The following is a 24,392-nucleotide window of genomic DNA, read 5'->3' as shown; positions in this document are numbered from 1 at the left end:
GCTCCCTTATCTTTAATCTTTAGAAAATCGCCTTATTATAAATAGGAAATTTTAGCGCAATTTCTTTTAATTCACACTTGATTTTTTCTTGTTTTTGTGTATTTGTTATATCATCTAACACATCTGCGATTTTATTTGCCACAATTTCAAATTCTGCCTCCTTAAATCCTCTTGCGGTTAATGCCGGCGAACCAATACGCACACCGCTCGTTACAAATGGACTACGCGTTTCGCCCGGAACGGTGTTTTTATTGACTGTGATTCCAGCGTTTCCCAATGCCAAATCCGCATCTTTTCCACTATATTCTTTATCAAGTAGAGATAATAAAATCAAATGATTATCCGTTCCATCACTCACAACCTTAAAATTTCTTTCCATTAGAACTTTCGCCAAGACTTTTGCATTTGATTTGACTTGTCTTGCATAATCTTTCCAAGAGGGCTTGAGATTTTCGCCAAATCCTACTGCTTTCCCAGCAATGACATGCATCAAAGGTCCGCCTTGCATTCCGGGAAACACTGCCTTATCAATCTTTTTGGCATATTCTTCATTATTAGTCAGAATCAACCCTCCACGCGGTCCGCGCAAAGTTTTATGTGTTGTCGTGGTTACCACATCTGCATAAGGAAAAGGATTAGGATATTCTCCTGCGACAACAAGCCCCGCTATATGAGCAATATCCGCCATCAAAATCGCGCCCACACTATCGGCAATTTCCCTAAAACGCGCGAAATCTAACTCTCTTGAATACGCACTAAAGCCACAAACTATCATATTAGGCTTGACAATCTTTGCAATCTCGGCAACTTTATCATAATTGATTCTCCCATCAATCTCCACCCCATAAGAAAAACTTTGATACATTTGCCCCGTAATGCTAACTTTTGCCCCGTGTGTTAAATGCCCCCCATGACTTAAATCCATACCCAAAATTTTATCATAAGGCTTTAAAAGTGCGGTATAAACTGCACAATTTGCTTGAGAGCCTGCGTGAGGTTGGACATTCACAAAAGAACAACCAAAAAGCTTCTTGGCGCGATTAATGGCTAATTCCTCAATTTTATCCACAAATTCACAGCCTCCATAATATCGCTTATAGGGATAACCTTCGGCATATTTATTGGTTAGCACGCTTCCCATTGCTTCCATTACACTTGGAAAGGTAAAATTCTCACTCGCAATCATCTCTAAATGCGTGTTTTGACGCTCTAATTCTCGGTTAATTAGACTCAAGACTTCAGGATCATTATCTTCTAAAATATAGCTCATTTTTCGTCCTTTTTTTGTAATTTTTGTGGCTTTAATGCAGGAAACAAAATCACATCTTTAATGATTGCATTCCCTGTTAATAGCATCACCAAGCGGTCAATCCCAATCCCCTCCCCTGCAGTCGGCGGCATACCATAAGAAAGTGCTGTGATATAATCCTCGTCCATATATTGCGCCTCTTCGTCTCCTGCTTCTTTGGCTTTCACCTGCTCCTTAAAACGTTCTAGTTGGTCTAATGGGTCGTTTAACTCACTAAAACCATTGGCAATTTCGCTTCCTCCGATAAACAATTCAAAGCGGTCGGCAATTTCAGGATTCTTATCATTGCGTCTCGCAAGCGGGCTAATGGCAATTGGAAAATCTGTGATGAAAGTCGGGTGAATCAATTTCTCCTCCACAAAAGCATCAAAAGCTTCGCTCTGTAATTTGCCTAATTCCATTTTGGATTCTAATTTTACACCATATTCTATTAGATAGCGATATAATTTCTCTGTATCCTTGACGACTTCGCGTGGAATCCCACCAATTTCTACTAACGCATCAATATAAGTGATTTCTTTAAAATTATCAAAATGAATTTCTTTATCATTAAAAGACAAGACCTTAGGTAGATTCAAGGATTCCAACAAATAGATAAACAATTCTTGGGTAATTTTAATCAAATCCTTATAATCTTTATATGCCCAATAAAATTCAATCATTGTAAATTCTGGATTATGGGAATGGTCCATTCCCTCATTACGAAAATTACGATTGATTTCAAAAATCGCCTCAAATCCCCCGACAATCAAACGTTTAAGATACAATTCTGGTGCGATTCTCAAATACCGCTCTACATTTAAGGCATTATGATAGGTAACAAAAGGTTTCGCATTTGCGCCACCGGGAATTGGGTGCATCATTGGTGTTTCAACTTCCAAGAATCCCTTTTGTTCAAAAAACTTTCTGACATTTGAAACGATTTTGGAACGCAACACGAAGTTATCCCGCACCTCTTTATTCATAATCAAATCTAAATATCTTTGACGATAACGCAATTCAATATCCACCAATCCGTGATATTTCTCTGGTAGGGGGCTGATAGCTTTAGTCAAGAGCTTAAATTCTAAGGCGTGCAGACTCAATTCTCCTGTTTTTGTTACGAAAGGAAATCCTTTTGCCATTACAATATCGCCCACTTCTACATATTTTTTAAACACATCAAAGCAATCGCCTAATTCATTTTTGGACAAATACACTTGCAAGATTCCGCTGACATCTTCAATCTTGATAAATGCTGCTTTGCCCATAAGCCTAATAAACTTAATGCGTCCTGCAACTTGTGCAGATTTGTTTTCGTCTTTTTGTTCCCCCTCTGGTAATTGCTTAAGGGATTCGTAAGTTTGTAAAAATTCCTGTGTGGAGGATTCTTTGGGTGTCCCATTGCCATAAGGATTAATGCCCATTTCGCGTAATGTATTGGCTTTTGTGATTCTACCTAACACATAAGCATCGTTTTCAAACATTTTCTTCCTTTGATTTAGAATATATTTTTTTGTAATTCTTCCATTTTTGGAGCATTGCTTTGCACAACATCTAGTTTAATGATTGCCGCTCCTGTATCACGCAACATTGGATAAAGATAGCTATCTTGTGTGTATTTTTCAATGATACTTTTCGCAAATTGGATATTCACGAGCGTAGCAATAAGAATCGCAAAAATCATAAAAATCTTTAATGCGCCAAAACAGAATCCCAAAAGACGATTCAATCCCCCTAACGCACTTAAATGAACCAATCTTTGCACGACTTCCGCCAAGATTAATGCAAGTCCCCAAATCAATGCCAATAAAACCAAAAATCCAATCAATGAAACAGCCGAAGGATTCTGAAAGGCATAAACATTCGCGCTAATCCATTCCCCCGCACGGCTTCCATAGACTGAAGCACCATACACACCACCGACAATCCCAACAAAACTAAAAAACTCACGCACAAAGCCGTTAATAACACCCCGAATCGCCAAAATCAAAATCAAAGCACCCAAGACTAAATCAAACCAATTAAGATTTTCCATTCTTTGCCTTATAAACAAAAACTTCAATAAAAATGCGTATTTTACACAAAAGAAACCTAAAAACATTTTATGTTAAAATAAATTTTAATAATTTTAAATAAATTTTTTGCAAAAGGAATCGCAATGGCGGCAAAAGAACATAGTTTTGATATTTCGGCAAAAGTAGAGATTCAAGAGTTTAAAAACGCATTAGAGCAAGCAAAAAAAGAAATTGAAAATCGTTTTGATTTCAAAGACGACAAGGCAAAGGAGTTGAATTTCAACGAAAAAGACAAGTCCTTGACAATCTTAGCAACAAGCACCAATAAGGCAAAGGCAATCAAAGATGTTTTGGATTCTAAACTCATCAAACGCAATCTTTCCTTGAAAGTATTGAAAGAACAAAGCACAGAATCCGCAAGTGGAGGCAACACAAAAGTTATCTACAAATTAAATGATGTATTAGATGACAAAACCATAAAGACGCTTAATGCAGCAATCAAAAATGAAAAATTCAAAGTTAGCACGCAGACTTTAGGCAATGAGATTCGCGTTAAGGCAAAGGACATTGATGAGCTACAAAAAGTCATTGCGCATTTACGCAAGATAGAATTGGAAGTTTCTCTTCACTTTGGAAATTTCGTGTGAGAGCAAATCCAAAACTTTATGCTTCCTTGCTAGGTGCTTTATGCGCCTTATGTTTTAGTGCATTTATTTACTTAGAGCATTTTTTAAGAGATTCCAATGTGCCAATTTTTTCTTCCCTTTGTGCCCTCTTTGGAATCTTTTTATATTTCAGGCTCTCACGTTTGGGAGCGTTTATCTGTGGTGCGTGGATTGGGATTTTATGGTTTTATTGGGTGGGATTTAGCTTTAGATTCTATGATATAGCCTTTTTGATTCCGTTAGTTTGGATTGTATTTTCTCTCGTCTATGGTGGGCTTTTTTATCTCTTTTGTTTTTTCAAAAACCCAATTTATCGTATTGCCACCCTCACACTCTCCTCTTTTGTCCATCCTTTTGGCTTTAATTGGCTGATTTTAGAATCTATGCTAACCAAAAGCTACTTTTTTCCCTCTAAATTCATATTCTTTTTGCTTTTAATGAGTGTCCTCATCTTTAGTCTAATGTTAGATAAAAAACTCTACAAAACAAGCGGAATTTGGCTTATGCTGTTTTGCTCTTTATTGATTCTGCCCAACCAAACAGGACATTCTAATCCTGCTAAAGTAGAATCACAAGATACTTCCAAACTCAAAATCAAAACTTTAAGCCTTGACATTCCACAAAATCTACGTTGGGATTCTGCGCATTTAAACCAAATCATCACACAAAACTACCAACAAATCGCAGAGGCAAGGGCGCAAAAATATGACTTGGTGATTCTACCCGAAACTGCTTTCCCTCTTGCATTAAACCTCTATCCAAGCCTCATAGAATCTCTAAAAATCGCAAGTCAAGAAATTGCGATTCTCACAGGAGGTATTTATCAAGACGACCAACATATTTTTAATAGTGCTTATTTGTTTTATAATGGAGAAATGCAAGTCTTTCATAAGCTGATTTTAGTGCCATTTGGGGAGAAGATTCCCTTGCCTCGTTTTCTTGCAAAATGGATTAATCAAATTATTTTTGAAGGCACAAGTGATTTTGACTTTGAAGAATTTAAAAAGCCAAATTCCGCACTCATTGGCAAAGAGCCTTTCTCTATTGCGATTTGCTATGAAGCAACGCGTGAGGAATTTTATCAAGATTCCCCCAAAAACCTCATCGCCATTAGCAATAATGCGTGGTTTTCTCCAAGCATTGAACCGACATTACAAAAGCTTTTAATGCTCTATTTTGCCAAAAATTATGGCACGACTATCTACCATTCTAGCAATGCTTCAGAGGACTTCACATTAGAGCCCTAGAGGCTTAAAATGCACAAGAGTGTTTTGTGAGCCTTAAGCAAATTATAGCTCAAGCAACATTTGGATATGCAAAATCCCGTCTTCTAAATACTCCGATGAAACTTGTCGGAAACCAAATTTCTCATAAAAGCCTTTCGCATAAACCTGCGCGCCAATCCTTATGGTATGAGCCTGTAATCTTTCTTTGGCGATTCTTATGCCCTCCTTTAGAATCGCTGCGCCTAAACCACAATTTCTTTTTAATGCAATCACGCGCCCAAGTGAAACTTCTTCATAGGAAATTCCTGCTGGCACTACACGCAAATAAGCTTGGATTTGATTCTCATCTTTGAAATACAAATGCAAGCTCTGCTTGTCTTTTTCATCTATCTCTTGATAAGCACATTTTTGCTCTACGACAAACACTTCTACACGCACTTTAAGAATCTCATACAGCTCTTCTAATGTCAATTCTTCAAACTTTTTTACTATCAATGACATCATTTTAGATTCCTTTTGATTCTAAATATCAAAACTGATTTAAGGGTTTAAAAATTTATTTGAAAGTTAAAACAAGCAATGGTGCCGAGGGTCGGAATCGAACCGACACGGGGTTGCCCCCACCAGATTTTGAGTCTGGCGCGTCTACCAATTTCACCACCCCGGCACATTTGAAGCGCAGGATTATATAAAACCCTAACAAAATTTTAGCTTAAATAATGTGAGCCAATAGAATTTAAAGCTAAAGGCGAGACTTAAGATAACGATTGCTTTACTTGCGATTAAAGAATCTGTAAAAATCTGCGCTTAAATTCCTAATAATTAAGGAATTAATTTTTTGACTTTTCTTTACCCAAAATCTCATCTAATGCGCCTTGCACATCTCCACTATAAGCAATTTCATTCGCATTTGCTTGCTCATCTTGTAGCACCTTTGGGATTCTGTCTTGCTTTTGTATTTCGTTCCTCATTGCTTCTAGTTCTGTGCTATGATACGCATAAATCATCTGTGCTGATAATACACCCTCTATGCTCTCAATGGATTTCAATAATCTAATCTCTTCCTCTATACTTCGGGATTCCAATGTAACGATAATCTTGCCACTCTCGTCTCTATAATGGCACTCTGCCCCCTCAATTTTATTGATTTTCTCCCATAGGGATTCTATGTTTTGCGGTGCGCACAAGACTACGAGACTTGACACATTAAAATCTTCTTGCATTTTTACTCCTTAAGATTCCAAATCAAAATGTTTTTCCCATCCTCACTACTGATGATTTGTGTCTGATGATAAAAAATAATATTATTCAATAAACTTTTGTGCCCTTTCAATCGGGCGATTTTTGTCTTGCTAGCAATTTCAAAAACGATAATTTCACTTTGTTCATTTTGCATATAAGCCCCCAATGTAGAATCCCCACTCATTCCCACACTATAAACCAAAAAATCCGCCTTGATTCCATAGGAAGTGCTCTTATTGGTTGGCAAATCTAATTGATATAAGCCCATATTTCTATCTTGTCCAGCAGTGATAAAAGTCATCATCTCCCCCACGCGTGCGCTCTTAACCTGATAGACATTATCTTTGTTCTCTCCCTCTAGCTCTACTAGCACATTTCCGTCATTAATCGCACCAAAGTATAAAATTCCAGACTCACACGCTACGACATAATTTCCATTATCTAAGGCAAAATCCGAAAAGGAAGCTTCGGAAAGTTGCTTACGATATAGAATCTGCTTCTTTTTTAAGTCATACAGCACGATTTCATTGCTCGTAAGTCCTAGAAAAATCTTATCCTCATCAACAAAGGCTGCCTTTTTAATATTCAAAGATTCTGTATTTGGCAATGCCTCAAGTTTCCCATAAGAGAACAAAAAAAGAGTCTTTGCGCCATAATCTCCCTCGCTATGGATTAATATCTTTTCGCCCCATTGATCCACACTATACACTTTAGGTGCATAAGATTCCGCATAAAAGCTCGCAATATCAGGAAGTTTAATGAGTAATTTAGGGGATTTTTCGCCCCACTTCCATTCCAAAACTTCTCCGAAATCCGTGCCAATAAGCAAAGAATCTTTTACTAAATTTGTAACAACAATATTGTTTTCTAATGTAATGATTCTTTGTGGCAGTAGCACTTTTTCTATATTGCTAGATTCTACTTCTTGACTAAAGACAATCAGCGGCAACACCGCCACAATCCATATTCTTTTTATTATTCTCTTAAGCATAAACTTCCTTTAATCCTCACAAGATTCTAATACAATGGCTTTTGTAGGACACACATAAGTGCATTCTCCACAGCCAATGCAACGACTTTGAATCTCGGGATAAAATAAGCCGACAAAGGTAATTGCATTGTCTCTTCCTAGCACACTATGGCAAACATCTTTACAAGTGCAACACAAAGTCTTTTGATACGCTAAACAAGCAATTTTATCAATTTGAACAACAAAATTCCAATGAGGATTCTGCGCATTAACAAGCTGCTCCTCTAATACATCATTAGGACAGGCTTTAGCACATTCCCCACAGAATTTACAACCCCCCTCCCCAAACTCTACATACACTTTATTATCGCAAACTTTTAAGATTCCGCTTTTATTCTCTTGTTTATAAATCTCATCACAGGCTTGCACACAAGGAGCTTGTAGATTTTGCGTTTGCGCTCTTGTGATACATTCCATACAAAATTTAGAAAAAAGAGAACGATTCAAATTATAGGGAGGCAAGGGCATAAAGCCCTTTGACTTTGGTTTCAACAAGGTTTGTAGAAACTCCCTGCGATTACCCATTAATTCACGCCTTCATTGACAACATCAATCAAGTTAGATTTCGCGCTACCATTTTCTTGACGAAAATCTGGTGAAAATTTATTCACAACCAAAGGTGCTACATCAACTTGTGTTGCATGACAAGCTACGCAATTAAAGCGATTCTCGTCCATTTGACCCTTTAAATCCACTTTGCGACGAAAACTATAAAAGTGTGATTTTGGCATAGGTGTTGCATTAACTGCTCCTGCAACTTCAGGCAAATGGCAAGAAGTACAAGCGTTGTTTTCTTTTGTAATGGGTAGCATATCATCTACGGAGTGGGAAATCATTGGTGGAGCATTTTCAAACGCTCTATCAATCAATTCGGATTCTCCTGCTGCCTTACCATCGTAATCAAACTTTGTCATTTGCACATTCTCACTAAACAATGTGCTCTGACGCAAACCTATTTCGTTTTCGCTATAACCGCTACTTTGACATCCTAAAAAAATGAATCCAGCTACTGCTGCACTCACAACTACCATAACTTTATTAAAACTCATCTTTTCTCCTTCATAAAATCCAAAAGGTTAAATGCTAACGCATTATCCGCACAAACCTCAATACAACGCCCACAACGCGTGCATTCACCGCTTTTTATCACACCACTTTTTTTACCAATGATTCCCAAAACCTGTTTTTGAGGACAGATTTTTTTGCACTCTAAGCAATGCGTACAAGATTCTAAATCATATTTGACTTTTAGAATCGCAAAGCGACTAATGAGGGAATAAAACGCTCCTAAAGGGCAAATATACCCACAAAATGCGTGTTTTGCTACGAATAAATCTAGCAAAAACACTACAACAACAGATAAAAATCCAAATCCAGCACCAAAAATAATTCCACGATGTAACATAGAAATCGGGCTAATTGCTTCAAATGCTGCGATTCCAAAGACTAAACTCAACAACAAACTTAAAGCTAGAAGCACATAACGCAAGGAATTTTTAAAATAAATCAAATTCCCAAGTGCATCTAAACCAAAAATACGGCGTAAAAAAGAAGCGAAATCTGTTACAAGATTCATCGGACAAACAAAAGAACAATACATTCTTCCCAAAAGCACCCCATACAATGCTAAAATTATCAGCGCACCAATGATAGCATTGGCGGCTAAAACTCCTCCAGCAAAAAAGAGCTGAAGCAACGCATAAGGGTCGCTTAATGGAATCACGCCAAACACGAGCGAAGAGCTAAGATTGCCTTGCAGAATCTTAAAACTTGTATAATTGCCCAAGACATACAAGACTAATAACCCAATTTGAACGATTCTACGCGTTAATAAATAGTGGTATTTTTTCATCACAAATCTCCGCTATTTAGATAATCTTGCACTTTAGAATCAGAATCTCGCTTTTGGGTTCTTTTCTTAACTTCTTGCAAGCGCATTTCGTCTTCTGCTTCCCAACCCTTGATATAGTTTGTTCCAACTTTACCAAGAGCAATTTCTCGGGGTAATACAATAATAGCGGCTTTTTCTGTAACGCAAGCCTTTTCGCATTTCCCACAACCTGTGCAAACTTCACTCTCTACCACAGGTAAAAGATAGGAATGTTTGCCTGTGCGCTCATTGCGTTTTAACTCTAGCTTAATTGCCTCACCCAAAAGCGGACAAGCACGATAGCACGCATCGCACTGAATCCCCCAATAAGCAACACAATGCTCTTTATCCACAATAGCTACACCCATTTTCGCAAGATTAATATCCAAACCTTTTTCGTTAGAAACGAGTTTAGAATCTAACGCATTTGTAGGGCATATAGGCACGCAAGGAATCTCCTCACACATCTCACATGGAATCTTGCGCGGCTCAAAGTAAGGCGTGCCCATTGGCTTCCCACTTCCAGCACCAGCAAGCTTTAATGTGTCAAAAGGGCAAGCCTCTACACATAAACCACATTTGATACAATGTTGCAAAAATTCCTTTTCACTCAAAGCCCCCGGCGGTCTTAAAATCATAGGATTCGCTCTACTCTCTTGCAGAAACGCACCCCAAACTAAGCCACCAAGCCCCGCAAGTGCAACTGCCTGTGCGCTACTTAGTAGGAATTTACGCCGATTCGTATTTGAATGCATTTTATGCCTTATAGATTTTTACCGCGCATTTTTTAAAGTCGGTCTGCCCAGAAATCGGACAAGTTGCGTCTAAACAAACTTTATTGATATAGACTTTCTCATCAAACCAAGGAACATACACAAGTCCAAGCGGTGGTCTGTTGCGCCCACGCATATCTACTCTTGCTTTGACTTTGCCACGTCTTGATTCTACCCAAACTGTATCATTTTGTTGCACACCAAGCTTTTTGCCATCTTCAGGATGCATATACACAAGAGCTTCAGGAACAGCACGATAGAGTTCAGGCACACGCATTGTCATCGTTCCACTATGCCAGTGCTCTAACACGCGTCCTGTGCTCAACCAGAATGGATATTCTGCGCTTGGCATTTCGGGTGGATCCATATAAGGACGGAAGAAAATTTTTGCTTTGTTTTTGAGAGAGAATTTCTCTTGTGTTTTAGGCATTGCCAAATCACCACGTGGCAATTCTTTGCCCAAACCACCATAAAACGCAAATTCACCATTATTGGCTTTTCTTGCATAATAGTCATATTTTGCATTAAAACGCCATTGAGTTTCTTTACCATCTACAACAGGCCATCTTAGCCCTCGCACTCTATGGTAAGTATCAAAGTCTGCTAAATCGTGAGCGTGTCCTACACCAAACTTACGATATTCTTCCCAAAGATATTTTTGCATAAAGAATCCATATCCTTTAAATACCTCACCATCACTTCCTACAACCTCGCGTTTGTCGCCAAAGACTTCAGAGTTGATTGTATCTTTTAGCACTTTGTCTGTTGTTTTGAATTTCAATGCCTCGGCATTAGCATAAAGCACATCATAGAGTGTAGAATCCTCGCTATATCCCATAGCTTTCGCTTTTTCTAACACATTTGGAAGTGTTAGTTTGTCGTTGATTTTTTTATCGCCCCAAACTTCTTTAAGTTTGAATCGTTTGGAAAATTCTATCATCTGCCAAGTATCACTCATTGCCTCGCCTTGTGGAAGCACTTGTTGTTTCCAATGTTGTGTTCTGCGCTCTGCGTTACCATAAGCACCCCATTTTTCATAAATCATTGCCACAGGGAGAATCAAATCCGCTACTTTTGCACTGATTCCGGGATACGCATCAGAAACAACGATGAAATTATCCATTTCTCTCGCGGCTTTAATCCAATGGTTCGCATTGGCAGTATTTTGCCATGGGTTATTCACATGCACCCATATCCATTTAATCTTGCCATCTTCTAAATTACGCATAATCTGCATAAAAGTCGCTCCCGGCTGCGGATTAAGTGTGCCCTCTGGAAGTTTCCAAATTTTTTCTGTCATTTCTCTATGTTTAGGATTCGCCACTACCATATCCGCAGGCAATCTGTGTGAGAATGTCCCCACCTCTCTTGCTGTTCCACACGCACTAGGCTGTCCTGTAAGAGAAAATGCTCCACTGCCCGGTTTTGCTTGTTTGCCAAGCAACATATGCACCATATAGCTTTGTTCATTCACCCAAGTTCCCCTTGTGTGCTGATTCATTCCCATTGTCCAAAAACTAACGATTTTGCGATTCTTTTCAATATAATATTCTGCAAGTTGTTTGAGTTTAGACTTAAAGGAATCTAAGCTTTCATTTGCATCGCCTTTTGCAATTTTTGCAACAAAATCAAGTGTATAGGGCTCTAGGGCTTTTTTAAATTCCTCAAAAGAAATTTCCCAATGATTCCCCGCTGCTGCAACGTGTTTGTTCTCCATCACATCGCCTGCTTTCATACCAAGGTATGCAAGAGTTACGCCTTCAGCTTCACTAATGACTTTGGATTTTTGTTTTGCTGCAACATCTAGCTCTGCTGCTGCATATTTTGCGTGTTTGATATTTTCACGCATACCATATCCAATATCCACAAAACCAGTTGTAAAAATACAATTTTTATTAACAAAATTCCAATCAATCGCCTTTGGATTATTATAAACAATCTCGTGGGCAATGTAGTTCCAAATTGCTAAATCTGTATGAGGAGCGAAGATAATCTCAATATCTGCCAAATCCGAAGTTCTGTTAGAATAAGGGCTTAAATTAATCACTTTAACTTTATTAGGATTCGTAAGTTTTCTATCTGTAACCCTTGCCCAAAGAATCGGGTGCATTTCTGCCATATTCGCACCCCAAGTAACAATCGTATCTGTTAGCTCAATATCATCATAGCAACCCGCAGGCTCATCAATCCCAAAAGTCTCCATAAAGCCAACCACAGCACTTGCCATACAATGACGTGCATTAGGGTCAATGTTATTGCTTCTAAATCCACCTTTAATAAGCTTCACAGCCGCATAGCCCTCTTGCACAGTGTATTGTCCAGAACCAAAGACACCAATTCCTGTTGGTCCTAACTCATTGTATGCCTTTTTGAATTGTTCTTCCATTACATCAAAAGCTTTTTGCCAGCTCACAGGCTGAAATCGCCCTTTTTTATCAAACTCTCCCTTGCCATTAACACGCAAGAGTGGTTGAGTGAGTCGGTCTGCACCATACATAATTTTGGCGTTAAAATATCCTTTGATACAATTGAGCCCACGATTAACAGGAGCTGCTGGGTCTCCTTTGATTGCAACAATTTGTTCATCTTTAGTTGCTACCATAATTCCACAGCCTGTTCCACAGAATCTACAAACTGATTTATCCCATTTCCAACCGCCCTCTGCCTCTTTCGCTGCTGCTAGAGCATTGCTTGGTAATGCGATTCCAACTGCGCTTGCAGCACTTGCTGCTGCCGCTGTTTTCAAAAATTCGCGTCTATTGTATGCCACAAAAGCCTCCTTAAGCTTGATTTTTAGCATTTTTGAATGCAAAAAGATTATAGCCATTTTGCAAAATCTAAGAATTGATTTAAATCAATATATACTTTTTTATATTTCGTATTTTAGGGCTTTATCGCCTTTTATTTTAACCCATTTCACTAAAATATTTCAAATTAAGCTGGAGAAATTTTTAGAAATCATTTATCTTTTGTTTATTAAAGATTTATTTTTTGTTTGTTTTTAGAGATTACAATTCTGCGTTAAATAATAAATTTTTATTATTTCTATATTCATCTTACGCACTAGGAGATTCTATGCAAACACTATTGATTCAAGAGGAACAAAAATTTCACACATTATACCAAATGGCACTTCACTTTATAAAAAAAGATGAATGCAAAAATCTCAAAACAATGCTCCAATCTGGGCTCAATGTGAATTTCAAAACATATGAGGGACAGACTCTTTTAATGTTAGCTGTGCTTCACAATTCTTTGGCTTGCGCAAGAATGCTTTTACAAAAAGGAGCATTCGTAGATATGTGCGATACCAAAGGAATAACACCTCTAATGCAAGCTTATTACACAGGCAATCCGAAAATGGTAAAACTTCTACTAGATTATGGTGCGAATCCCAATATTCATAATGATTTAGGCATTGCTTTTTATACACTTGCGATTCTATCTGGAAAATGGCAGATTGTAGAACTGCTGCTAAAATACTCTGATACTAGTTTATCTAAGAGAATCTCATTGATGATTTTGTATTTAATGAAAGGAAATTTGCATTTTAAATTACCTCACCATTACGCAAGATTCTAAAGGCTTGCGCTCTACACAGAAACTTGTCTCAATGGCTAGAAACAAAAACTTGTTCAAACACGCGTTTGCTGGGCCATTCAAACGCACTCAATCTTGCGTTTGGCTTGCTTTTATGATAAACACAACCTGTGTCAATTGCAGCAAAATTCTCTGCAATCAAGACTTCTTTTTGCACATCGTGTCCAAAAACATTGAAGACTCCATATTGCTTTTTTGCCTCTTTTTGTATGTTGTGCATTCTAAGCCTGCTCCAAGTGATTGCTTGGGAATCTTTCTTGCGCGTTTTATAATAAGGTAATCCAAACCCGTGCGTAACAAATAAGCGGTTTCCGTGTTCATCGCACAAATCAACTTCCAAGAATCGCGGCAGCTCTGCAAGCCATTCTAAATGCTCGTGAATCTTGTGCAAACCACCATATCTCCGATAGCTCTCCATTGTTTCATAGCCGCCATTGCTAATCCACACGCTTCCCCTACCACTGCTTGGAATCCTATGATAGTATTCCAACATTATCTCTTCGTGATTCCCAAGCACACAAGCAAAGCCCTTTGAGATTGCTAAATCAATCACTTCACAACTTTTATCCCCCCTATCAATCAAATCCCCCGTCAAAATAACTTGCGATTCCCATTTCTGCGGCAATTTCTCAATCAATAAACATAAAGTATCAAAGCAACCATGCACATCACCAATCACATAGACAGGCTGCGAACTATCAATCTCCTTTGCCCCTACTCTCAAACTTCCCATCTCTGCAAACTATGAATTAAAATCCAATCGCAGAAAGAATAAAATAACAAATCGCACTAAAAATTGCAGATACAGGCACGGTAATAACCCACGCAGCGATAATTTTATTAATTGCAGAACGTTTGACAAGCTCCTCTTGATAGGCTTTTTTAAGCCCTTCTTGCTCTTTCTTTTTCAATTCTGGAATATTGATATTTTTCTGCACTTTAGATTTCTTTTTTGCCTTTTTATTGTCAATGCTTTTTAGAATCGCTCGTTTTCTTCGGATAGACGCATTACGAAATTTATCCAAAAACTCCTTGACTTTTTCGCTATCCTCTCCCTTGCGAGATTCTAAAATCTTTAATTCCATTTCTTTGTATTGTCTCTTCAAATGCTCGCGCAAAAATCCCACACCAAAAATTGCACCAATCGCAATGTGCGTAGAGCTTACAGGCATTCCTAATTCGCTTGCGATAAGCACCGTTAGAGCAGCACTCATTGCGATACAATAAGCGCGCATTTGGTCTAATTCTGTAATCTCACCCCCTACTGTGCGAATCAATCTTGGCCCAAAAAGCGCAAGCCCGATAGAGATTCCAAGCCCACCAATGAGCATAATCCAAAAGGGCACATTCATATTGCCAAATTCAAAAGCGACTTTCAAGGAATTATTGATTGCTGCTAAAGGTCCCACAGCATTTGCCACATCATTTGCACCGTGTGCAAAACTCAAAAGTGCCACCGCAAAAATCAATGGAATCGTAAAGAGCTTATTGATTTCTTCTTTTTTGTTTTCTAGTTTTTCTAAAGCCTTTTTGATGATAGGCTTGACAACAAATAGCACGACAATCGCAATCGCTAAACTAAGCCCAAATGCGATTTTGCTATCTAGTGTGATAATGTGTCTTAAGCCCTTGTTAATCAAATACAAACTAAATGCCCAAGTCATAAAAGCAATCAAGTAAGGCACGATGTTTTCTGCTGATATTTTTTTGTTCTTCTTATAAGTAATAGTATGCTTGATGAAAAATAACAAAATCGCAGCAATGATTCCACCCATAACAGGCGAAATTACCCAACTTCCAACGATTCCACCTAATTCACTCCAATTTGCTACTCCAAATCCACCCGCTGCGATTCCAGAACCTAAAATCCCACCTACAATTGCGTGCGTTGTAGAAACAGGCGCACCAATCACGGTTGCAATATTGAGCCAAATTGCACCAGAAACTAAGGCGGCAAGCATTAAAGTAACAAACTGCTTGGGGTCTCCAATCGCATCAACAGAAATAATCCCTGAACTCACAGTGCTCACAACTTCCCCTCCAGCAACCAATGCCCCTAAAATCTCACATACTGCTGCAATAATGATTGCCCCCGTCATCGTCAAGGCTTTAGAACCCACGGCAGGACCCATATTGTTTGCCACATCATTTGCACCAATATTCAGTGCCATATAGCCACCAACGATTGCTGCAAAGCCTAATAAAATCGGATTTGTAACACTTTCTGCAAAAGCAACCATTATAATAATCACAAGCACGAACAAAAAGATAACGCTTGCTTTTTGTAAATTCTCTTTGTTTATCTTAAACCCTCTATCGGGTTGCAACAAATTCTCCATCAATCTCTCCCTCTTTTTTTAAGATTTATTTATATTTTATCAAAAAAACTAGAAAAATCAACTTTACATTCAATTTCTAAACTTTAATTTTATGCCGCGTTGGAATCGCATTAATGATTTAGTGTCAATTTAAGATTCTATAAAGAATACAAATTGCTCACTTCCTAATAAATGATTTTTATCTTGCGATTCTATTCCAACATATTTTTAAGTGCCTCACTGATACGTTTGCCATTTGCGACATCTCCCAATGCTTTACTTGCTACTCCCATAATTTTCCCCATATCCTTTTTGGATTTTGTCCCTAATTCGCTCAAGATTTTTTCTAGCGCGCTCTTTAAATCTTCGTCATTTAATTGTTTTGGCAAATATTCCATAATCACTTGCATTTCAAAATCTTCTTTTTGATAGAGGTCTTCTCGTCCAGCTTTTTTGTAGGCTTCTGCCGCTTCAGAACGTTGTTTATAGGCTTTTTTAAGAATCGCAATAACATCTTCATCTTCTAACACTTTGCGTTCATCTACTTCAATTTGCTTTAACGCACTGCTCAACATTCTTAACGCGTCCCGCTTTTCCTTGTGATTCTCTTTCATCGCACTCTTAATATCATTTAAGATTCTCTCTTTGATAGCACTTGACATCATAATCCTTTATTTTGGAATGAGCTTTGCTTAGCTCTATAAAAATTTAGGATTATACCTAAAATTGACATAAGGAAATGCTATGAAACTTAAAAGTGTCTTTCTAAAATCCACGCTAGCCCTTGTATCCCCTCTTGCACTAGGGATTTATTTCAGTGGTTGTGCGACAACAGACCCACAGATTTCTTTTCGCCCACCAGCCTATGTAGAAGAACTACCTCCCAAAGAAGATGAGGATAACTTCGGCAACCCCGGAAGTATTTTTGGGCAAGGAGATAATCTGCTCTTTTCTGACCGCCGTGCAATGCAACTCAATGATTTAGTAACCGTCATTATTAACCAAACAGCGCAGGCAAGCTCTACTGCAAACAAGAATCTTAACGAGACTTCAAACTCTAATCTCACAGGTCCGGGAATTACCTTTGGAGGTCCTAGCGAAAGCATTGCGAAACTCACAGGCAAATTAAGCAATCTTACAGCATTTGGAATCACGAGTGGCAATAACACCTCAACCTATCAAGGCAATGGCTCACAGAATCGTCAAGAAACTTTCTCTACAACGATTGCAGCGCGTATTATTAAAGTAATGCAAAATGGAAATTACTTCATTGAAGGAAGTCGCGAAGTGCTCATTAATGGTGAAAAACAAATCATTCATCTAAGCGGTGTCGTGCGCCCCACAGATATTGCGCGCAATAACACCATAGAATCCCAATATATTGCGGACGCTAAAATTATGTATGACACACAAGGAGAATTAAAAAGAAGCACAGAAAAAGGTTGGGGAACAAAACTTATTGAATCTGTTTGGCCCTTTTAAATAAAATTTGGCTTCCTTTTGATAAAATACGCAAATTTATTTAGAAAGGATTTGCGTGCATACACAACATTTTATCGGCACTCGTGGGGGACAGGACACTGCTTTAACCTTTAAAGATGTGGTTTTAAATCCCAATGCAGCATTCGGGGGGCTTTGGGCAGCGAAAAAACTGCCAAAATTTGATGATGATACCATCAAAGAGTTTAGCCAACTAGATTATGTGGAATTAGCCCAAGAGATTTTTCATCAGTGGGGTTTAAATGTGCATAAAGAGCTATTAGAAGAAGCATTAAAACTCTACCAAAATTTTGACGACCCGACAACTCCCGCACCTCTTTATTCTATCCACCCTTATCTTAATGTGCAAAAGCTTTATTGCGGACCTACGCGTGCCTTTAAAGATATGGCATTACAACCTTTTGGCACTTTGTTTAGTGGATTTTTAAGAGAATCCAAAAAAGAAACAGATTATCTGATTTTAGTCGCTACAAGCGGTGATACAGGACCTGCAACACTTCAAAGCTTTGCCAATAAACCCCATATCAAAGTCGTTTGTATTTATCCAGAAGGTGGCACAAGTGATGTCCAACGTCTGCAAATGACAACGATGAATGCGAATAATATTGAAGTCTTTGGCATTAAGGGAGATTTTGACGATGCGCAAGCCTTACTAAAAAGCCTCTTGAAAGACCCAAAATTCAATGCGATTTTAAAATCCAAAAACATTTGCTTAAGTGCGGCAAATAGTGTGAATTTCGGTAGAATCGCATTCCAGATTCTCTACCACGCTTACGCAAGTTTGAAAATCTTTAAAATCAATCATCATCGCAAAATCCATATCATCGTGCCAAGTGGCAATTTCGGTAATGCCTTAGGAGCATTTTATGCTAAACTTATGGGATTCCCCATTGAGCGCATTTGGATTGCTTCTAATGCCAACAATGTTTTGACAGAATTTATCAATACAGGCGTCTATGATATTTCCGAAAAAACCTTGCAAAAAACCTACTCGCCCGCAATGGATATTTTAAAGAGCTCCAATATTGAGCGCGTGCTATTTTCTTTGTTTGACGCACAACGTACAAGAGAGCTAATGGAATCCCTTGAACAAACAAAGCAATATAGCCTAACCAAAGAAGAGCTTGCTTGGGTTCAAATGTATTTTAGTGCGACAAGTTGCGATGACGATTATTGTCTTAATATCATCAAATCTTATGCACAAAAAGGATATATCCTAGACCCGCATACGGCTTGCGGATTCAAAGCCTTTGAGGAAATCAAAGCCAAATTCCCTAACACCCCTTGCGTGCTTTGCTCCACTGCGGAATGGACGAAATTTGCTCCTACTTTGGCTAAAGCACTTGGTTTAGGAGATTTAGGAGACAAAGAAGCGTTAGAGCAAATCTCTAAAACCTACAAAACCGTGATTCCAAAGCAAATTTTCTCACTCTTTAATCAGCCAGAAATTCATAATCAAGTCTTTGATAAAGAAGATTTAGGTCAAAAAATTTTAGAGTGGTTATAAGGAATCTTTATGCTGTATTTTTCTGATTTACTTTTAAAACTGCAACAATTTTGGCGTGAGCAGAATTGTCTCATTATCCAGCCTTATGATATTCCAGCGGGTGCGGGCACTTTTCACCCCGCTACAATGCTTAGAAGTTTGGATTCCAAGCCCTGGAGTGTGGCTTATGTTGCACCTTCTCGCCGCCCAACAGACGGACGCTATGGAGAAAATCCGAATCGTTTAGGGAGTTATTATCAATTTCAAGTCTTAATTAAACCTAGCCCAAGCAATATTCAAGAGTTATACTTAAAGAGTTTAGAATACTTGGGACTAAATCTAAAAGAACACGATGTCCGATTCGTTGAAGATAATTGGGAATCTCCAACACTTGGGGCTTGGGGCTTGGGTTGGGAAGTTTGGCTAGATGGTATGGAAGTAACGCAATTCACTTATTTCCAACAAGTTGGAGGGATTCCTTGCGACCCTGTGGCAGTTGAAATCACTTATGGAACAGAAAGATTGGCAATGTATTTACAAGGCGTAGAAAATGTTTTCGCTATCCAATGGAATGAGCATTACACCTATGCAGATGTGCATTTAGAGGGAGAATATGAATTTTCAAAATACAATTTTGAAGTTGCCGATACCGCAATGCTGTTTGAATTTTTTGCCAAAATGCAAACTGAAGGACACCAAGCCTTAAAGGCAGGCTTACCTCTACCAGCTTATGATTGCGCAATGCTTGCAAGCCATTTATTTAATGTGCTAGACGCTAGAAAAGCTATCTCCGCAACGGAGCGTCAAAATTACATTTTAAAAATCCGCGAACTCTCCAAAGCTTGCGCTACCTTATATAAAGAGCAAGAACCTATGCGTCAAGAGCGATTAGAGTATGCAAAACAAAATCTCTAAACCCTCACAAGATTCTAATATGGAATCGCAAAACCATAAAGTTGCTACGATTCTAAGCTTTTTAGACACTCTAAGCCCCTTTGAATTGCAAGAATCGTGGGATAATTCAGGCTTGCTTCTAGGCTCACCTAATCACTATTTCAAAACAATTTATCTAAGCCTAGAAGTAACTTGCAAAATCCTAGAGAAAATGGAGAAAGATTCCTTGCTCATTACACACCACCCTTTGATTTTTAGCCCGCTCAAAACACTAATTTTTGAACATTATCCCGCGAAATTGCTGCAAATAGCAATGGCAAAAAATATCCAATTAATTGCTATGCACACGAACTTTGACAAAACCCATTTGGGCAAATATGTCGCGCAGAGGATTCTAAAAATTGCAGACTTTGAACAAAACGATTTTGTTGTCCATTTCCAATGGAATGGTACTTTAGAATCCCTTTGTGCGCATATTAAAGAAAGTTTTGCCCTAAAGCAGCTCAAAATTACTCCATCTCCTAACCAACATTGTCAAAACATTGCACTCATTACCGGAAGCGGTGGGGGGTTTGTGCGTCATCTTGAAAATGTAGATTGCCTAATTACAGGTGATGTGAAGTATCACGAAGCAATGGAAGCCATAGCGCGCAATCTCCATATCATTGACTGCGGACATTACGAATTAGAACATTACTTCGGTGAGATTCTCTTGCCTTTTTTGACAAATCAAGGCTATAAAGCTATAATTTTAGATTCACAAAATCCCTTTAATTTTGTCTAAATATCTTAATCTTTGGAGCTATGTATGAATAAGCATTTAAGCCAATTAATTGAAATTGCAAATCTTGATAAAGAAATTGATTCTTTTGAGCCTCGTATCAAGGAAGTCAAAAAGGAACTCAATCGGATTGAAGAGGAAGAGGATTCTCTCAATCGTGAAGTAGAAGAGCTTGAGGGTGCTGCGCGAGACATTTCGCTTTCTATCCAAAAAAATGAAAATCACTTGGAGGATTTATCGTTAAAATTAGAAGAAATTTCCAACAAAACAAAACTCATCAGAACAGAAAAAGAAAGCAAAGCATTGAGCCTAGAAGAAGAACTCGCCAAAGAGCAAATTACTTTTGCTAATGAAGAAATTGCTCGCTTAAACGCACTGATAGATTCTAAAAAAGATTCCATTAACTCCTTGAAAGAAAAAATTAATGCCTTGCAAGATGAGAAAAAAGAAGTCGCACAAAAAGTAGAAGTAGAAGTCCAAAAAGTCAAAGAAGAACAAAAAGTTGTCTTTACCCAAAAAGAAGAGCTTGTGAGCAAAATGGACCAAAAAATCATCTCCTTTTATGAAAAAATTCGCAAATGGGCAAAAAATACAAGCGTTGTGCCTGTTACGCGTCAAGCTTGTGGGGGTTGCTTTATTCGCATTAATGACAAAATTTACTCTGATGTTATCCGCTCTGATGATATTATTACATGCCCGCACTGCGGTAGAATCCTTTATTTCCAAGAAGAAAATTCATAGTTTAGAATGAAATGTTTTGTCGGCATTTATTATCTTGTGCTTTGGGTGGCGCATTTTTGCGCTATGCCTTTTCTCTATTTTTTAAGTTTCAAATCAAAATATCGTTTCTCCCTCAAAAAACGTTTCTTTATCCCTAACTCCCTGCCTCAAGAAGCTATGGGATTCAAACTCCATTGGCTACACGCTTGTTCCTTTGGAGAAGTCAAATCCCTACAAAGCGTCATAGATTCTCTTGCGCAACAGCTCTCCAATGAGGAGAGAATTTTACTTACAACGACAACGCAAACGGGTTTCGAGCTTGCTTGCAAGCTTTACCCAAATTGCATTGTGCGTTATTTGCCTTTTGAAACCCTGCTTCCTTTTTGGCTACACAATCACTCCCTTGCAAGCCTTACATTAGTGGAAGCCGAACTTTGGCTTATGCCTTTAGTTTGCGCCAAGAGTAAAGGGGCTAAGACTCTGCTCATTAATGCGAGAATCTCTCAACACTCCTTCCCACGTTATAAAAGATTTCGCTTCTTTTATTGCAGACTTTTTAGCTTGATAGAGCAAATTTTCTGTCAAACTTCTTCTGATGCCGCACGACTTGCAGCATTAGGAGCTCAAAACATTAGCATTCTAGGGAATCTCAAATTAGCTGAAATTCCACAAACTAATGCCCATTATACTAGTCCAAAGCAATCTTTGTGGGTGGTTGCTAGCACACACTACAAACACCACAAAAGCGAAGAAGTCTTGATTTTAGAAGCCATTATAAAAGCGTTTTTAGAGGATTACGATTCTATGCAAGAGGCTTTGCAATTAATGCCACGTTTTTTATTTGCCCCTCGCCACCCCGAACGTTTTTTAGAAGTGGAAACTCAATTAAATCAAATCTTAGCCTCTCACTTCCTCCCTTGTTTAGTCAAAACTTCCGAAGTCGGAGTGCAAAATGCCCTGAATGCACCTTTTATTTTATTGGATTCTTTGGGAGAGCTTAATAATCTCTACAAAATTGCGCAAGGTGTCATCTTGGGCGGGAGCTTCTTAAAGGACATTGGGGGGCACAATCCAATAGAGCCTGCATTTTTCCGCACTAAACTCATTAGCGGAGAGGATATTTTCAATCAAAAAGCACTTTTTGCAAGCATACAAAACTATACTTTATGCAAGATTCAAAACCTGCCACAAGTCTTGCAAAAACGTGAGATTCTAAAAAATGCAAAAATTACCAAAAAGCTAAATCTTGAACAAATCATTCAAGCAATTCGCGTAAATTAAGGATTGGTTTAATGAAACATCAAACATCACCAAAAAAATCCCAAAAAATCAAACATCGTTTTGATACTAACAAATCCTCCAATGACACAAACGAAGTATCTAGGATTCCAAAAAACGCACAAAAAGCCTATAAACTCTTAAGCCTGCAAGAAAATCTCTCCCATAATGAAGCTAAAAGCCTTATTGATAGGGGATTAGTTAGCATTAATGGCAAAAAACTACAAATCGCACGCGCGCTTCTGTCTCCGCAAACAAAATTCCATATTCAAACCCCAAGTCGCATTACTGAAATCTTCAGAGATTCGCAAATTTTAGCCCTTGCAAAACCTGCATTTCTCACAAGTGAAGAAATTGCAAAATCTTATCCCGAATGGGTTTTACTTCACAGGTTAGATAAAGAAACAAGCGGAATCTTATTATTAGTAAAAGACCAAAGTGCATTTCATCTCAAAGCAAAAGAGGCTTTTAGGCAAATGCAAGTCAAGAAGCATTACGTTGCCATTGTAGAGGGTATCATAGAAGAGGAACAGGAAATCACTGCGCCCCTGCTCATCAAAAAGGGCAGATTCGCTAAAGTTACCATTGGCAAAAATGGCGAGGGGCAAACGGCTATTACACATCTCCGTCCCCTAGAGATTTCAGGCAAAAAAACAAAATTAGAAGTAGAAATTAAAACAGGCAAAACACATCAAATTCGTGTGCATTTAGCACACATTAAGCACCCTATTGTAGGCGATACACTCTATGGGGCGAAACCAAGCTCTAGGATTTTGCTACACGCCCAATCCATTGCGCTTTTGGGATACGATTTAATGTGTCCTCCACCAAAAGAATTTATTTTTAAGGATAATCTATAAATTCTCATTGCAATGAATAAGTTGGAATCTCCCAAATGAAATAAATTATAAATTCAACTTGTATTTATGAATTTTTGATAAAATCCTTTCTGAAATTTATCAACTATTATCAATGGAAATCTTTATGGAAACACCCAAAACATCAGAAAATGGACGCACGAATCGTTCTCTACAAAGCACACAAATAGAAGCATTCATCAACAAACTCGCAACAGGGAATCCCTGCTTTACTTATGAATTTTCTGCCCCTAATAGTTTTGACCTTGAACCTTTCTTTGACAAACTCCAAAGAGGACATTTACTTGACAAACTAGACGCATTTGTCTGCACGGATTCCCCTCTAGGTAAGCTCAAGCATAGTGCGATTCTAGCAAGTTTAAAACTCCAAAATACCTTTGGAATCCCAAGCATTACAACAATTTCTATGCGAGACAAAAATACGCTTGCCTTGCAAAGCGAACTTCTTGGAATGAATAGTCTTGATTTGCGTTTAGTCTTGGCATTAACGGGAGACCCTTTAAGGCACGGAAATCAGCCACAAGCCAAAGGGGTTTTTGAAGGAAATAGTCTCTTGCTACTTAAGATTATTTATGCACTTAACCAGCAAAAAGACATCAATGGTGAAATCCTCAAAGGAAATTCTAAGCCCATTTATCCCTTTTGCGTCTTAAATTCTTATGCAAACAAAAAAGAAAATCTCTATAACAAAATGCAAGAAAAAATACAAAATGGCGCGCAAGCTCTTTTCACACAACCAATCTATGATTTAAAGATTGCGCAAGAGTTGCTAGAATGGTGCGAACAAATCAATGCACAATGCCAAACAAAATGCGTGCTCATCTT

25 protein-coding genes and 1 tRNA gene are annotated in these 24,392 nt (G+C 38.2%); 11 read left to right on the top strand and 15 right to left on the bottom strand.

The genetic code is table 11. The annotated features are described in order from the left end of the window. Positions 1–19 precede the first annotated feature (19 nt). From HDT10_RS00700 to HDT10_RS00690, 3 genes are read right to left on the bottom strand one after another with little or no spacing between them, the layout of a single operon-like run. A complete protein-coding gene (locus HDT10_RS00700) occupies positions 20–1,270 on the bottom strand; it encodes a serine hydroxymethyltransferase (protein ID WP_290878903.1) in 1,251 nt (416 codons plus the stop codon). Next, complete coding sequence (lysS, locus tag HDT10_RS00695; protein WP_290878901.1) at positions 1,267–2,775, bottom strand: lysine--tRNA ligase; 1,509 nt, start codon at positions 2,773–2,775, stop codon at positions 1,267–1,269. The genes HDT10_RS00700 and lysS overlap by 4 nt, the downstream gene beginning before the upstream one ends. A 14-nt stretch (positions 2,776–2,789) precedes the next feature. Beyond that, entirely contained in the window at positions 2,790–3,326 is a 537-nt protein-coding gene (locus HDT10_RS00690; RefSeq protein ID WP_290878899.1) for a CvpA family protein, read from the bottom strand. 123 nt (positions 3,327–3,449) lie between these two features. Between HDT10_RS00690 and HDT10_RS00685 the strand changes: the two genes are divergently transcribed. Together HDT10_RS00685 and lnt are read left to right on the top strand one after the other, a co-directional pair. Further along, positions 3,450–3,953 carry a YajQ family cyclic di-GMP-binding protein gene (locus HDT10_RS00685; RefSeq protein ID WP_290878897.1) on the top strand — a complete coding sequence of 168 codons (504 nt, stop codon included), beginning with the start codon at positions 3,450–3,452 and terminating at the stop codon, positions 3,951–3,953. Then, positions 3,950–5,218, top strand: a complete 1,269-nt coding sequence (gene lnt, locus HDT10_RS00680) for an apolipoprotein N-acyltransferase (RefSeq protein WP_290878895.1) — start codon at positions 3,950–3,952, stop codon at positions 5,216–5,218. The genes HDT10_RS00685 and lnt overlap by 4 nt, the downstream gene beginning before the upstream one ends. Positions 5,219–5,260: 42 nt before the next feature. On the opposite strand, the gene HDT10_RS00675 is transcribed toward lnt, so the two are convergent. The 9 genes from HDT10_RS00675 to napA all read right to left on the bottom strand — a co-directional run bounded on the left by HDT10_RS00675 (position 5,261) and on the right by napA (position 12,912). Beyond that, positions 5,261–5,701 (bottom strand): GNAT family N-acetyltransferase, encoded by a 441-nt coding sequence (locus tag HDT10_RS00675; protein WP_290878893.1) that lies wholly within the window; start codon positions 5,699–5,701, stop codon positions 5,261–5,263. Between the two features lie 76 nt (positions 5,702–5,777). Next, positions 5,778–5,864, bottom strand: a tRNA-Leu gene (locus HDT10_RS00670). Between the two features lie 163 nt (positions 5,865–6,027). Beyond that, positions 6,028–6,420, bottom strand: coding sequence for a chaperone NapD (locus HDT10_RS00665; RefSeq protein WP_290878891.1), 393 nt, complete (start codon positions 6,418–6,420; stop codon positions 6,028–6,030). Between the two features lie 2 nt (positions 6,421–6,422). Beyond that, positions 6,423–7,430 (bottom strand): nitrate reductase, encoded by a 1,008-nt coding sequence (locus tag HDT10_RS00660; RefSeq protein ID WP_290878888.1) that lies wholly within the window; start codon positions 7,428–7,430, stop codon positions 6,423–6,425. 9 nt (positions 7,431–7,439) lie between these two features. Then, positions 7,440–7,994, bottom strand: coding sequence for a 4Fe-4S binding protein (locus HDT10_RS00655; protein WP_290878886.1), 555 nt, complete (start codon positions 7,992–7,994; stop codon positions 7,440–7,442). Further along, a complete protein-coding gene (locus HDT10_RS00650) occupies positions 7,994–8,518 on the bottom strand; it encodes a nitrate reductase cytochrome c-type subunit (RefSeq protein ID WP_290878883.1) in 525 nt (174 codons plus the stop codon). Before HDT10_RS00650 ends, HDT10_RS00655 begins: the two co-directional genes overlap by 1 nt. After that, positions 8,515–9,321: a quinol dehydrogenase ferredoxin subunit NapH gene (gene napH / locus HDT10_RS00645; protein WP_290878881.1), complete on the bottom strand. Its 807-nt coding sequence runs from the start codon at positions 9,319–9,321 to the stop codon at positions 8,515–8,517. Before napH ends, HDT10_RS00650 begins: the two co-directional genes overlap by 4 nt. Next, positions 9,321–10,094 (bottom strand): ferredoxin-type protein NapG, encoded by a 774-nt coding sequence (gene napG, locus HDT10_RS00640; protein ID WP_290878879.1) that lies wholly within the window; start codon positions 10,092–10,094, stop codon positions 9,321–9,323. Before napG ends, napH begins: the two co-directional genes overlap by 1 nt. A gap of 1 nt (position 10,095) precedes the next feature. Next, positions 10,096–12,912: a nitrate reductase catalytic subunit NapA gene (gene napA / locus HDT10_RS00635; RefSeq protein ID WP_290878984.1), complete on the bottom strand. Its 2,817-nt coding sequence runs from the start codon at positions 12,910–12,912 to the stop codon at positions 10,096–10,098. 275 nt (positions 12,913–13,187) lie between these two features. On the opposite strand from napA, the gene HDT10_RS00630 reads away from it, so the two are divergent. After that, positions 13,188–13,694 (top strand): ankyrin repeat domain-containing protein, encoded by a 507-nt coding sequence (locus HDT10_RS00630; RefSeq protein ID WP_290878876.1) that lies wholly within the window; start codon positions 13,188–13,190, stop codon positions 13,692–13,694. A 28-nt stretch (positions 13,695–13,722) separates the two neighbouring features. On the opposite strand, the gene HDT10_RS00625 is transcribed toward HDT10_RS00630, so the two are convergent. From HDT10_RS00625 to HDT10_RS00615, 3 genes are all read right to left on the bottom strand, one after another. After that, positions 13,723–14,445: a metallophosphoesterase family protein gene (locus HDT10_RS00625; protein ID WP_290878873.1), complete on the bottom strand. Its 723-nt coding sequence runs from the start codon at positions 14,443–14,445 to the stop codon at positions 13,723–13,725. A gap of 16 nt (positions 14,446–14,461) precedes the next feature. Continuing rightward, on the bottom strand, positions 14,462–16,051 hold the full coding sequence (locus HDT10_RS00620; protein WP_290878871.1) for an inorganic phosphate transporter: 1,590 nt from the start codon (positions 16,049–16,051) through the stop codon (positions 14,462–14,464). Between the two features lie 191 nt (positions 16,052–16,242). Further along, the gene (locus HDT10_RS00615; protein ID WP_290878869.1) at positions 16,243–16,692 is read right to left on the bottom strand and encodes a GatB/YqeY domain-containing protein; all 450 of its coding nucleotides are present in this window, start codon (positions 16,690–16,692) and stop codon (positions 16,243–16,245) included. 82 nt (positions 16,693–16,774) lie between these two features. On the opposite strand from HDT10_RS00615, the gene flgH reads away from it, so the two are divergent. The 8 genes from flgH to HDT10_RS00575 all read left to right on the top strand — a co-directional run. Next, positions 16,775–17,512, top strand: a complete 738-nt coding sequence (flgH, locus tag HDT10_RS00610; RefSeq protein ID WP_290878867.1) for a flagellar basal body L-ring protein FlgH — start codon at positions 16,775–16,777, stop codon at positions 17,510–17,512. A gap of 55 nt (positions 17,513–17,567) precedes the next feature. Next, the gene (gene thrC / locus HDT10_RS00605) at positions 17,568–19,037 is read left to right on the top strand and encodes a threonine synthase (protein WP_290878864.1); all 1,470 of its coding nucleotides are present in this window, start codon (positions 17,568–17,570) and stop codon (positions 19,035–19,037) included. 9 nt (positions 19,038–19,046) lie between these two features. Continuing rightward, the gene (gene glyQ / locus HDT10_RS00600; RefSeq protein ID WP_290878861.1) at positions 19,047–19,931 is read left to right on the top strand and encodes a glycine--tRNA ligase subunit alpha; all 885 of its coding nucleotides are present in this window, start codon (positions 19,047–19,049) and stop codon (positions 19,929–19,931) included. Further along, entirely contained in the window at positions 19,912–20,694 is a 783-nt protein-coding gene (locus HDT10_RS00595; protein WP_290878858.1) for a Nif3-like dinuclear metal center hexameric protein, read from the top strand. The genes glyQ and HDT10_RS00595 overlap by 20 nt, the downstream gene beginning before the upstream one ends. 24 nt (positions 20,695–20,718) lie before the next feature. After that, the gene (locus HDT10_RS00590; RefSeq protein ID WP_290878856.1) at positions 20,719–21,432 is read left to right on the top strand and encodes a zinc ribbon domain-containing protein; all 714 of its coding nucleotides are present in this window, start codon (positions 20,719–20,721) and stop codon (positions 21,430–21,432) included. A 6-nt stretch (positions 21,433–21,438) separates the two neighbouring features. Continuing rightward, complete coding sequence (gene waaA / locus HDT10_RS00585; protein ID WP_290878854.1) at positions 21,439–22,692, top strand: lipid IV(A) 3-deoxy-D-manno-octulosonic acid transferase; 1,254 nt, start codon at positions 21,439–21,441, stop codon at positions 22,690–22,692. Positions 22,693–22,703: 11 nt separating this feature from the next. Beyond that, the gene (locus HDT10_RS00580) at positions 22,704–23,549 is read left to right on the top strand and encodes an RluA family pseudouridine synthase (RefSeq protein WP_290878852.1); all 846 of its coding nucleotides are present in this window, start codon (positions 22,704–22,706) and stop codon (positions 23,547–23,549) included. 124 nt (positions 23,550–23,673) lie between these two features. Beyond that, a partial coding sequence (locus HDT10_RS00575) for a methylenetetrahydrofolate reductase (protein WP_290878850.1) occupies positions 23,674–24,392 on the top strand: 719 nt, incomplete at its 3' end.

The sequence above is a fragment of the Helicobacter sp. genome, from assembly GCF_014799995.1.
GTDB lineage: Bacteria > Campylobacterota > Campylobacteria > Campylobacterales > Helicobacteraceae > Helicobacter_D.
The sequence above is the reverse complement of the archived record's forward strand: the minus strand, read 5'-3'. Positions and strand labels throughout refer to the sequence as shown.